General features: G+C 43.2%; 10 protein-coding genes and 2 tRNA genes. 7 read left to right on the top strand and 5 right to left on the bottom strand.

The features are described 5' to 3' along the window. Positions 1-6 precede the first annotated feature (6 nt). The 3 genes from MR764_RS03365 to MR764_RS03355 form a co-directional block, all read right to left on the bottom strand. Positions 7-648 (bottom strand): response regulator transcription factor, encoded by a 642-nt coding sequence (locus tag MR764_RS03365; protein WP_247977979.1) that lies wholly within the window; start codon positions 646-648, stop codon positions 7-9. Further along, the gene (locus MR764_RS03360; RefSeq protein ID WP_247977978.1) at positions 645-1,598 is read right to left on the bottom strand and encodes an ATP-binding protein; all 954 of its coding nucleotides are present in this window, start codon (positions 1,596-1,598) and stop codon (positions 645-647) included. Before MR764_RS03360 ends, MR764_RS03365 begins: the two co-directional genes overlap by 4 nt. Positions 1,599-2,287: 689 nt before the next feature. After that, positions 2,288-4,531 (bottom strand): nitric-oxide reductase large subunit, encoded by a 2,244-nt coding sequence (locus MR764_RS03355; protein WP_247977977.1) that lies wholly within the window; start codon positions 4,529-4,531, stop codon positions 2,288-2,290. A gap of 105 nt (positions 4,532-4,636) precedes the next feature. Here MR764_RS03355 and ric point away from each other — a divergent pair, with 105 nt between their 5' ends. Genes ric through MR764_RS03330 form a run of 5 tightly spaced genes read left to right on the top strand, consistent with a single transcriptional unit; the run spans position 4,637 to position 7,939 of the window. Then, a complete protein-coding gene (ric, locus tag MR764_RS03350) occupies positions 4,637-5,365 on the top strand; it encodes an iron-sulfur cluster repair di-iron protein (RefSeq protein WP_247977976.1) in 729 nt (242 codons plus the stop codon). Positions 5,366-5,369: 4 nt separating this feature from the next. Further along, entirely contained in the window at positions 5,370-5,810 is a 441-nt protein-coding gene (locus MR764_RS03345; protein WP_247977975.1) for an Rrf2 family transcriptional regulator, read from the top strand. A gap of 18 nt (positions 5,811-5,828) precedes the next feature. Next, positions 5,829-6,536, top strand: a complete 708-nt coding sequence (locus MR764_RS03340) for an amino acid racemase (RefSeq protein WP_247977974.1) — start codon at positions 5,829-5,831, stop codon at positions 6,534-6,536. After that, the gene (locus tag MR764_RS03335; protein ID WP_119437166.1) at positions 6,526-6,735 is read left to right on the top strand and encodes a ferredoxin; all 210 of its coding nucleotides are present in this window, start codon (positions 6,526-6,528) and stop codon (positions 6,733-6,735) included. The genes MR764_RS03340 and MR764_RS03335 overlap by 11 nt, the downstream gene beginning before the upstream one ends. Continuing rightward, entirely contained in the window at positions 6,716-7,939 is a 1,224-nt protein-coding gene (locus MR764_RS03330; protein ID WP_247977973.1) for a PAS domain-containing protein, read from the top strand. Before MR764_RS03335 ends, MR764_RS03330 begins: the two co-directional genes overlap by 20 nt. A gap of 119 nt (positions 7,940-8,058) precedes the next feature. Here MR764_RS03330 and MR764_RS03325 read toward each other — a convergent pair. After that, positions 8,059-8,134, bottom strand: a tRNA-Lys gene (locus MR764_RS03325). Positions 8,135-8,283: 149 nt separating this feature from the next. Beyond that, positions 8,284-8,359 (bottom strand) — tRNA-Lys (locus tag MR764_RS03320). Between the two features lie 302 nt (positions 8,360-8,661). Between MR764_RS03320 and MR764_RS03315 the strand changes: the two genes are divergently transcribed. Next, the gene (locus MR764_RS03315; RefSeq protein ID WP_247977972.1) at positions 8,662-10,470 is read left to right on the top strand and encodes an SLC13 family permease; all 1,809 of its coding nucleotides are present in this window, start codon (positions 8,662-8,664) and stop codon (positions 10,468-10,470) included. 159 nt (positions 10,471-10,629) lie between these two features. Beyond that, a complete protein-coding gene (cysD, locus tag MR764_RS03310) occupies positions 10,630-11,538 on the top strand; it encodes a sulfate adenylyltransferase subunit CysD (protein ID WP_247977971.1) in 909 nt (302 codons plus the stop codon). The last annotated feature ends 74 nt before the right edge of the window (positions 11,539-11,612 follow it).

Here is an 11,612-nt window from a genome sequence, read left to right as displayed (position 1 = left end):
AAGAAATCAGATGCTGTAATAGCCGTTTTTAATTGCAAAAACAACAAGGTTCGCTGTATTTTTTGATTGCGTTTTCAAGAGCAAATTCTCCCGGTGTTTGTCAACGGTTCTTTTGCTGATCGATAAAATATCGGCAATTTCCTGGTTGGAGCAACCTTTACAAATCAGGCTTAGTACTTCCGTTTCACGTTCGGTGAGTTCGTAGTCGGTTTTCCCGGCAGATCTGTCATTCATGCGGTTTACGATCGACTGAAGGATCTCCATCGAAAAATAGTTCCTTCCTTCCAATACATCGGTAATGGCCTTTTTCACTTCCGTGAAATTGGAATTTTTCAGAAGAAATCCGTTTGCTCCCGCTTCAATCATGGTGGCATAATAGCTTTCGTCGGAATACATCGATACTGCAATGATTTTTATTCCGGGATGAATTTCGAGTGCTTTTTTAGCGGCTTCGGTGCCGTTCATTCCGGGCATTTCAATGTCCAGAAGCGCCACGTCAACATTCTTTTCTTTTATGCCTTTCAGGAAATCCAATCCATTTTCGGCTTCATAAATTTCATCGACAAAATCGAGCTGCGAAAGCAAAAACTTTAATCCTTCGCGAAACAGCGAATGGTCGTCAATCACATAAATGTTTATCTTTTTCATTTCAGGGGAATTTGAATCGTCATGTTCATTCCTTTTCCCGGTTCCGAATCGAGGTAGTAAACACCATTCATCGATTTTATGCGCGAACGGATATTCTCGAATCCCATACCTTTGCCTTTCAGTGAGTTGGGTTGATTGTTCATTTCGAAACCCACTCCGTTGTCGGAATAAGTCATTTTTAAAAGATCTCCGGTTTCAGTTATATTCAGTGAGATTTTATCAGGGGCGGCGTGTTTTAGGCTGTTGTTCAGAAGTTCGGAAATTACCCGAAACAAGCCAATCTCGATATCGTAGCGGAAACGTTTTGCTTCAATATTGCCACTCAGGTTAAAAGCGATGGTAGAGTTGGCAAGCATTTGACTGCTGATGGTTTCCAGCGACTTTGTCAATCCATAATTTTTTAAAAGATGAGGGCTCAGGTGGTTCGATATTTCCTTTAGGGCAACAATGGCTTCGTCGGTTGCTTTGCAGGTGAGTTCAATCATTTTCTGATTCGATTGGTCCATTTTGTCCGAATCAATTGCGCTCACCGTCATTTTTATGGATGAAAGAACGGGGCCCAATCCGTCGTGCAGATCACGTGCAATCGATCGTCGAGCTTGCTCTTCTCCCTGGATCACAGCTTTTAGTAAGCGCGATTCATTCTCTTTTCGAAGCAGTTCGATCCGGTCCTGTAAATTGAAAATCTGACGGATAAAAATTACACCGGCCAGCATAAGGATGGAGATCATAACTCCGATCCAGCTGCTGAATTCAACTTTTGTGATCAACTGTGTTTCCCAGAAAAGAGATGAAAATTCAAACAGTCGGCGCAAAGCCATCAATACGAATCCTGCAGAAATAAGGATCCACGAGATATTAAAACGCGTACGCCGAATGAGACTGACGGCTGTAATGGCTGCTCCCAGCTGAATCAGCATCGAGAGCAACAGGGCTATCTTGAGTACCATTTGGTTTTTTGGTAAAGGTAAGGTTTTTGGACGTTGGGTATTCTGGAATTTCGGCTAGTTTATTGGCGATAAAATTGAAACGAATAATATCCCAATTTATGGGGGTTGTGTGTGCTGACAACGTCCCCTTATTTTGTAAAATAGGTTCAAATCGTCAACCATGACCTGTCTTATTGATAATATCCCGATTCAAAAGTTTAGTGACTATAGCAATAACTCACACGGATTTTTTATTCGCAGTATAGAAGATATTCGGAAAAAAGCTAAGCAAAACCTTTCAGTTCCAAGAAAACTGGAATTCTATAAAATAGTTTATGTTATCTGAGGATATGGTTCGCATAAAGTAGATCAGGATAATGTTCAGCGTTGGCCGGAAACATTCTTGCTGATAAGCTAATCACAATTTAATCCCTGATCCTACTTTGTCCAGATGTTAGGTGGATATGCGTAGTTTCAATAGGTTGGGAAGATGCAAATGCACAGGATTATTGAGAAGAGCAGACCAGGAAAACTGAAAGAGTAAACAGAGCAGAAGGATGGGACAAATAGCAAAAAACTACATGAGGATATACAGGGGTTTGAATAACAACCCGATGTAATGGATAGAAATACATCGGGTTATAATTTATAAGCGTGCCCAGAACCGGATAAATCTTTAAAAAAAGCGGGAAGATATCCCCGCTATTTATTTATTTTCTTTTTACAGACCATCCTGTTTTCAGCCCAAATACAAACCAGCCAAGATACAATGCGCCCACCGCAAATATTGTATCACCGATTACCCGTAACCAACGAACTGTTTCCAGCGTTGGCGTTTCCAGAAATTCGGCCGAACGGGCGTACCACAATCCGTGTTTCACACTGGCAACGGTTTGAGCCAAGCCAACAGGAAGCACGCTTAAAACAACCATTAACAGTAGTCCAACATTCAGCATCCAAAATGAAAGGCGTATATTTTTTTCTTTCCACGTTACATTCAAATCCATATCACGCAAAACAAAGAGCATAAGCCCGATCCCCAGCATTCCGTAGACCCCAAACAAGGCTGTATGTCCGTGAACCGGTGTTGTATTCAGCCCCTGCATGTAGTAAAGTGCAATGGGCGGATTGATAAGGAAACCAAAGATACCGGCGCCCAAAAAGTTCCAGAAAGCCACCGAAACGAAAAAGTAAATCGGCCATTTGTAGGCTGAAACCCATTCCTTCGCCCTGCTCATTCGTATGTTATGGTAGGCCTCAAAACCCATTAGTACCAGCGGCACTACTTCGAGCGCACTAAACGTTGCCCCAAGAGCGAGCACCGCGGTTGGAGTTCCTGTAAAATACAAGTGATGAAAAGTCCCTAAAATTCCTCCGGAAAGGAAAATAATGGTCGAGAACAACACACTGGAAGTGGCTATTTTTGCCTGAATCAACTGCATCCGAACAAACAGGAAAGCAATGGCCACGGTAGCAAACACCTCGAAGAAGCCTTCCACCCAAAGGTGCACCACCCACCAGCGCCAGTACTCGGCAATGGCCAGGTGCGTTTGCCGACCCCACATTAAACCGGCGGCATAAAAAGCTGCAATGGCTACTGAAGCAATCAGGAACATCGTCAGCAAATGACGGTTCTCGTTTTTTGCCTTTATGGCCGGCCAGATCGCTCGTCCCATCAACAACAACCACAAAACCAGTCCGATAAACAGGAATATTTGCCAGAATCGTCCGAGGTCAACATATTCGTATCCCTGATGCCCAAACCAGAAGTTTTCGATCAGGCCCAGTTTCTGCATTACTCCCATCCATTGTCCGGCCAGCGAGCCCACAACAATAATCAGCAATGCAATAAACAAGAAGTTAACTCCGAAGCGTTGAAATTTTGGTTCTTTCCCCGAGATTGCGGGAGCAATAAACAAGCCGGTAGCCAGCCACGAAGTGGCGATCCAGAAAATGGCTAACTGAATGTGCCAGGTGCGGGAAATGGAGTACGGTAATACATCCGCCAGTGGCAGCCCGTAAAAACCGAGCCCTTCCACTCCGTAGTGTGCCGTAATAACCCCCATTAATATCTGCACCAAAATAAGGGCTGTTACTACCCAGAAATATTTTAAGGTCGCTTTCATTGAAGGGGTGAGTTGGGTCCCCGATAAAGGATTCACCTTGGGTACAACATGGTCCTCTTCCTCCTCGCGGTTGGTGGCGTAATACCAGCCAAGCAGGCCAATGCCAAACAGCAAAATAATCACACTAAAGCCAGTCCACAGAAGCAGCGCCCCCGTTGGTTCGTTGCCCACCAGTTTTTCGGGCGGCCAGTTATTGGTGAAGGTGATTTCCATGCCGGGCCGCTCGGTTACTGTTGCCCACGAAGCCCAAAAGAAAAAGGCGTTCATTTTCCGCATTCTTTCCGGGTCTTTTATTGTGTTGGCCGGAATGCTGTAGGCTTCACGTAAATGTGCAAGCTCCGGATCGTTCATAAACAAACCGCCATAATGCGCACTGTTGCTTTGGATAGCTTCTGCGCGCACCTCCGAAATGATCGTGTTCTTCGACTGCGTGTCGTAAGTATTTTTTCGTAATTCGTTTTGCAAACGTTTTTGCAACTGGGCCTGGTTTTCATCCGGCAGGTCGTCGTACCTTTTTGAAAAATCGTCCAACGACCACTTATTCAGAATAAAAACAGCCTCGCGGTGCAGCCAGTCGGCGGTCCAGTCGGGAGCTTTGTAGGCGCCGTGCCCCCAAACAGTTCCGACTTCCTGCCCTCCCATCGATTGCCAAACATTTTGGCCATCCTTGATATCTGCAGCAGTAAATACCACCGTGCCATCTTCGGTGACCACTTTTTCAGGAATGGGAGGTGCTTCGCGATAAATTTCCCGGCCATAGTATCCAAGTATTCCAAACGAAATAACCATAACCAGGATAAAACCGATCCAAAGTTTCTTTGAATTCATAAGATTGATTTTTATTGTTTCTGGGAGCAAATATAAAATAAAATCATAAAAGGACCCTGCTGTCCTTTTATAAAAAAAATTATACCTTTGACAAAAAATAGAATTATGGAAATTAATTTGAATACTTCAGTGGGCGAAATTGTAAAAGGAAACTACAAAACAGCCCGGATTTTTGATCAGCACAAAATTGATTTTTGTTGTGGCGGAGCCATCAGTGTTAAAGATGCCTGTTCAAAGGCAAATGTTTCGCAGGAGGTTTTACTTGAAGAGCTGGAAACGGTTTTTCTTACGGATGATCCCGATTCAAAATACATCGACAGTTTAGGTCTCGATCAGCTAAGTGATTATATTGTGGCACGTCATCATTCGTATGTAAGCCAGAATATTCCCTTTCTTCAGCAAAAGCTTCAAAAACTTTGCGATGTACACGGCGAAAATCATCCGGAGCTTTTCAAAGTAAAAGACTTGTTTAGCACAGCAGCCGGCAACCTGACCATGCACATGCAAAAAGAGGAGTTGGTACTTTTCCCGTACATCCAGAAAATGGTTCAATATAAAAACGGCGACACTAGCATTGCGAACGAATTTGGAGGCGTTAACGGCCCGATAGAAGTAATGTTGCAGGAACACCAGGCCGAGGGCGAGCGCTTTTTTGAAATAGCGGACCTAACTTCTGACTATACCTGCCCGCCCGACGGATGCAACACCTATCGCATTACTTATCAGACGCTAAGCGACTTCGAGCAGGATCTGCACCGACATATTCATTTGGAAAACAACATTTTATTTTTGAAAGCATTAGCTTTGGAAAAAGAAATTATTTCCAAAAACTAAAGACATGTTAGCAAAAAGTACCGAATATGCCATACGGGCACTGGTTTATGTTCAGCTTAAAAACTGGGAAGGAAAGCGACCCGGAGTAGTTGAAATTGCACGCGAGATTGAAGCGCCCGAGGCATTTTCGGCCAAAATTCTGCAAACCCTTACCCGGCATCAGTTGCTCGACTCGGCAAAAGGACGAGGCGGAGGCTTCTTTTTCAACGACGAACAAACCGAACTTTCGCTATATAAGATCATTCATGTAATGGAAGGCGACGGCTGTTTCCACCGCTGCGGATTTGGGCTGAAATCGTGCAACAACGAAAATCCATGCCCACTGCACGAGCAGTACAAAGTGGTTCGCGACAGCTTTTACGACATTGTTCGAAAAGAAACCATTCAATCTCTCTCTGAAAAAATTAAAAAAGGCGAAGCTGTTCTAAAACGCTCGATTACTTAAACCCAAAAAATAACCGTTTTGAAAACAATTGGAATAATCGGGGGCCTGGGACCCGAAGCAACCATCGATTACTACAAGGAAATCATCCACCATTTCAATCTGAAGAATCAGACCGGAAATGCTGTTTATCCCGAAATTGTGATTTACAGTGTGGACATGTGGAAACTGGTGGGGCTTTTGGGACAGAAGAAATACGATGAGGCCATTGACTACCTGGTTCTCGGCGTTAACAGCCTTGGAAAAGCAGGAGTTGATTTTGCTGCCTTAAGCGCCAACACTCCACACCTTTTATTCGATGAAATTCAACAAAGAGTAAGTGTCCCGCTCATTAGTATCGTAGAAGCCTGCGCAAAGAAAGCTCAATCACTGTCGGTAAAAAAGTGCGGACTGATCGGCACCAAATTCACCATGCAAAACGATTTCTACCGTAAAGTGTTTTTCAACTATAATATGGATATAGTGGTGCCCGGCCCGGAACAAATCGAGTACATCAATCAGAAAGTATTCAACGAAATTGAACTGGGAATTTTTAAAGAAGAAACCAAAAACGACTTTCTCGAAATTGTTGGCAACATGAAAAAGGAGCACGAAATTGAAGCAGTTATCCTGGGGTGCACCGAATTTCCGCTTATGTTCAGGGAAGAAGCTTATTTGGGAATGCCGTTTCTGAATACCACAAAAATTCATGTGGAGGCTATTTTAAAGGAATGTTTGAGTGGGAATTAAACGAGTTTGGAGAGACGATAGTGTGAACCAGTGCATAGCCTGCAAAATTTGCCAGGCATTTGCCCCGAGGGTTTTCAAGGTGTTTGATAAAATGATTGTAGTGCCCTGGCCCGACTACGATTTATACGAACAGGAAATCAAAGAAGCGGCAGAAAACTGCCCGGTACAAATTATAAAATTTGAGGAACAGAGTAATTGAGTTGATTACGATTATGTCAGAATTCACAACAACCAACGAAAAAAGACTGGCGAAATTACGGGAAGTTTCAAAAATGATTCTCGAAACAGGAAATGCACATTCTTTTGTGATGGCCAACAAAAGCTTTATTCCAACCGTTGTTCCCTCCGATTTTATTGCGCTGTTCGATTTTCTTGTTCAGGAAGAAATTCCGGTTGACAAACTGAAAATGCTTGCCAACAAGGTTTTGAATATTTTTCACATCCCGATTGAAAATTATCTGCGGATAGAGCCACCCGCCGGTTCATTTTTGGATGTTCTGGAACAAAACAACCGCCATATGGTGCAGGTTCTGGATCAGATACGGCCCGTTTTTAAGGCCTTCGCCAAAGATACTCGGGATAAGACTTTGAGGGCAGAATTACTCCAACACTTCAGGAAGCTCGAAGTATTTGTAAAGCACTACACCATCAAGGAAAATGTTTTGTTTCCGGTAATTGAGAAAACCTGGCCCGATTACCGCTGTCTGCAAATTATGTGGTCGATTCACGACGACATCCGCAAAAATCTGAAAACAGTTACACAACAACTGGAAAGCGGACAGGTGGATGCCCGGCAATTTAACCGCTGTGTGGGGGATATCTACTTCAACATGCTGGCCATCAAATTCAGGGAAGAACACATACTGTTTCCGGCTATTCTCTCTACCATCAGCGACGAAGAACTGCAGTCGATGAATCGACTGGGCTTTGAAATGGGTTACCCCTATATTCACCCCTCCCACGCAACAGCAGGGAAAGAGGAAGTAAGCAGGGGCGATGGTTTTATCAACCTGGGAACCGGTGTTTTAAGTGTCGAACAAATCAGCTTAATTTTTAACCACCTGCCGGTTGACATTACTTACGTGGATGAAAACAATAAAGTGCAGTATTTTTCGACTCCTCCCAAAAGGATTTTTCCGCGCACCACAGCCATCATCGGGCGTGAGGTAAAAAACTGCCATCCGCCTGAAAGTGTTCATGTGGTAGAGAGAATTGTTGAATCTTTCCGCTCCGGTGAAAAAGATCAGGCTTCTTTCTGGATAAAAATGAAAGGCGAATTTATTCTTATTCGCTATTTTGCGGTGAGAGATCAGGCGGGACAATACAAAGGCGTAATTGAAGTTTCGCAGGAAATATCCGATATCCAATCATTGGAAGGGGAAAAAAGGTTACTGGATTGGTAATTTAGATTTGCTTTTCAGCTTTTTGCAGTTTCATAGAACATTTCCTCAATAGTACTTTGTCCAGATGTTCGACGGATGCTATAAACGAAAAAAGCAGTTCGTTAGAACTGCTTTTTGTTTGGTGACTCAGCTGGGGCTCGAACCCAGGACCCCATCCTTAAAAGGGATGTGCTCTACCTGCTGAGCTACTGAGTCATCCTTTGTATGTTCCTTTGTTTTTCAAAGGCGGGTGCAAAGGTAGTATTTATTTTTTCACAGTAAATTATTTCATGCAAAACTTATGCTTTATTTTTCGATTGGCTGATAAAAACAAAAAAGCTCCGAATTTCTTCAGAGCTTTTGTTTGGTGACTCAGCTGGGGCTCGAACCCAGGACCCCATCCTTAAAAGGGATGTGCTCTACCTGCTGAGCTACTGAGTCATCCTTTGTATGTTCCTTTGTTTCTCAAAGGCGGGTGCAAAAGTAGTATTTATTTTTTTCCACACAAACGCATCTTCAACTTTTTTGATTTTTTTTGATGCTTCGTTCTTTTTGTCTCACGGAAATTTAGCTCTTTTTTAGAAATAAACCACTGATTTTTAGTTTTTTGAATATTTAAAATTAGTGTGCCGGCCGATATGAAGAAAAAATCAAAGATTTGAAGGGAAAAAATTTAATTGTAGTTTTGAGTCATTCTAAAAGTAAACTTTCGTTGAAGGAGCCGGTATATATTTCAATTTAGCTTGGTTAGTACAGAAGGATATATTGTTATTGCGGTCGTGGTACTCACGATCGTTGCCCTGGCGAAAGAACTAATGCGCCCCGGGCTGATTTTATTTTCCGCGTCTACCATTTTGCTGGCCACCGGCATTATCTCAAGCGAAGAAATGCTGGCTGGATTCTCCAATAAAGGGATGCTCACTGTTGGGGTACTTTTCCTGGTTAGTGAGGGCGTTCGACAATCCGGCGTTTTAAACCGGGTGGCTCAAACCTATCTCCCGCGAAAAAGACGAAAGATGGTGTCGATGATTCCACAGATTATGGTGCCGGTTTCCATTATGTCAGGCTTTTTGAACAACACTCCTGTGGTGATCATTTTTGCTCCCATTATCAAAAAATGGTCGGAGAACCTGAATCTATCTTCGAAGAAATTTCTGATTCCGCTATCGTACGCTACAATTTTTGGAGGGATGTGCACCTTAATCGGCACATCGACCAATCTTGTGGTGCACGGATTGATTCTCGAAAATGGCTATGAAGGTTTCAGTATGTTTGAGTTGGCTAAAGTGGGTGGTTTTATTACGGTAGCAGGTACCATTTATATCATACTCTTTGGGAATCTGCTTCTGCCGGGTGAAAAAATTGTTTTCAACTCCAAAAGTTCGACGGAATACAAAGATTACTATTACGATGTGATTGTTACTGAAAACAGCAGTCTTGTCGGGCAGGAGATTAAAAACGGGCGAATCAAAGAGCTGAAGGGACTTTTTATTCAGTGCATAAATCGTGGGGGAAAGGTGATTGAGGCCCGCAAAGGAACGTTTGAGCTGGAAGCCAACGATAAGCTTTTGGTGGCCGGTAAATCCGATCGTCTAACCTACATTCTTGGCAGCGATAGTATCAAGTTAAGTGGAATAGATCTGTTAAAGGGAATCTCAAAAGATAAGTTAAAGCAATACGAGGCGGTTATTGCTCCGCGTTTTCCTGCAGTTGGGAAAACGATCCACGAATTTAATTTCTATGAGCATTACCAGGCTGTAGTTTTGGCCATACATCGAAATGGGGAACGTATCACCTCGAATATGGATAACCTAAAGCTGAAAGCCGGGGATAATCTGGTGTTGCTTACCACCGAAAAATTTGCACAGAACTGGGGCGAATCAAAGATCTTTTATCTTACATCCTATATCCGGGATTACAGAACTACGGGGTCTTTCTGGAAAAAGTGGTTAGCTTTTATCATCCTTTTGCTGATGATATTGGGAACTACGTTTGGCGATTTTTTGCAAAAACCGGGCAGGATTGAACCCGATATGTTCTATTTTGCTTCGATAGCTGCCGTATTACTGGTTTGGATGAAAATTATGCCCCACCAAAAATACACAAAGGCCATCAGTTGGGATGTGTTGATCACCATCGCCTGTGCCTTTACCATTAGCAAAGCGATGCAAAGTTCCGGAGCTGCAGAAGGAATTGCGCGCACCACCATCGAATTTTCCAAAAGCTTTGGCCCGGTGGGGGTGCTGGCAGCCCTGTACATTATCACCACTATTTTTACCGAAATTATAACCAACAATGCCGCCGCTGCTCTGGTCTTTCCGATTGCATTGTCGGCGGCACAACAAATGGGGATCGATCCAAAACCTTTTTTTGTTGCCATTGCCATTGCAGCTTCAGCCAGCTTTTCTACTCCTGTCGGTTATCAGACAAACCTTATTGTACAGGCGATTGGAAACTATAAGTTCATCGATTATGTTAAAATTGGCCTTCCGCTTAACATGATTGCTTTCCTGCTTTCAATGTTATTAATTCCTTATTTCTGGAGTTTTTAGTCCTTTATTTTTGGGTTCCTCGAAGCTACAAATCGGTGAACGGAATAAAATTCTATCTTTGCCACACTATTGAAAGTTTATAGCAAAAAAAACGAACAGCTACATAACCATTCCATCTTCGTGGTATGCCTTGGTAGCTGCTGAAATAAGATTATTGACATGAATGAATATTCGTTGACCAACCTTCGTGAACTGGAAGCTGAAGCCATTCATATTATTCGCGAAGTTGCTGCCGAATTCGAAAATCCCGTAATGTTATATTCCATTGGAAAAGACTCTTCGGTGATGGTTCGTCTCGCAGAAAAAGCCTTTTATCCGGGCAAAGTTCCCTTTCCGCTGATGCACATCGATTCCAAGTGGAAGTTCAAAGAAATGATTGAGTTTCGCGACAATTACGCCAAAGAGAACAACTGGGATCTGATCGTTCATTACAATCAGGAAGGATTCGAAAGTGGTGTGGGACCTTTTACGCACGGAAGTAAAGTGCACACCGATATCATGAAAACACAGGCCCTTTTGCAAGGCCTGAACAAATACAAATTTGATGCTGCATTTGGTGGTGCACGCCGCGATGAAGAAAAATCGAGAGCAAAAGAACGTATCTTTTCTTTCCGCGACCGGTATCACCAGTGGGACCCCAAAAACCAGCGTCCCGAGCTTTGGAACATCTACAATGCGAAAGTTCACAAAGGTGAGTCCATTCGTGTATTTCCTATTTCGAACTGGACTGAACTAGACATCTGGCAGTACATTCGTTTAGAGAATATCCCAATTGTTCCGCTCTATTATGCAAAAGAACGTCCGATTGTTGAAATGGACGGAAGTCTGATCATGGTAGATGACGAACGCATGCCTCAGGAACTTCGTGATAAAGCCAAAATGCGCAAAGTTCGTTTCCGTACCCTGGGCTGTTATCCTTTAACCGGAGCCATCGATTCTGATGCGGATACCATCGAAAAGATCGTTGAAGAAATGATGACCGTGACCGTGTCGGAACGTACCACACGTGTGATCGACTTTGACCAGGAAGCCTCGATGGAGCAAAAGAAAAGAGAGGGATATTTCTAGAATCCCGGTTTTGGACGTTTGATTCCCGAGCCATGAAGTATCGGGGATCAGGTATCAAACATCAAGTATCAAAA

Origin of the sequence: Maribellus sp. YY47 (assembly GCF_023111095.1) — a bacterium.
Classification (GTDB): Bacteria; Bacteroidota; Bacteroidia; order Bacteroidales; family Prolixibacteraceae; genus Draconibacterium.
Note: the sequence above shows the minus strand (reverse complement) of the source record. Positions and strands in the feature narration are given on the sequence as shown.

Excerpts from the sequence above, each read along its gene's own strand:
- MR764_RS03355 (WP_247977977.1), bottom strand. The coding sequence starts at position 4,531 with ATGAATTCAAAGAAACTTTGGATCGGTTTTATCCTGGTTATGGTTATT.
- ric (WP_247977976.1), top strand. The coding sequence starts at position 4,637 with ATGGAAATTAATTTGAATACTTCAGTGGGCGAAATTGTAAAAGGAAAC.
- MR764_RS03345 (WP_247977975.1), top strand. The coding sequence starts at position 5,370 with ATGTTAGCAAAAAGTACCGAATATGCCATACGGGCACTGGTTTATGTT.
- MR764_RS03365 (WP_247977979.1), bottom strand. The coding sequence starts at position 648 with ATGAAAAAGATAAACATTTATGTGATTGACGACCATTCGCTGTTTCGC.
- cysD (WP_247977971.1), top strand. The coding sequence starts at position 10,630 with ATGAATGAATATTCGTTGACCAACCTTCGTGAACTGGAAGCTGAAGCC.
- MR764_RS03360 (WP_247977978.1), bottom strand. The coding sequence starts at position 1,598 with ATGGTACTCAAGATAGCCCTGTTGCTCTCGATGCTGATTCAGCTGGGA.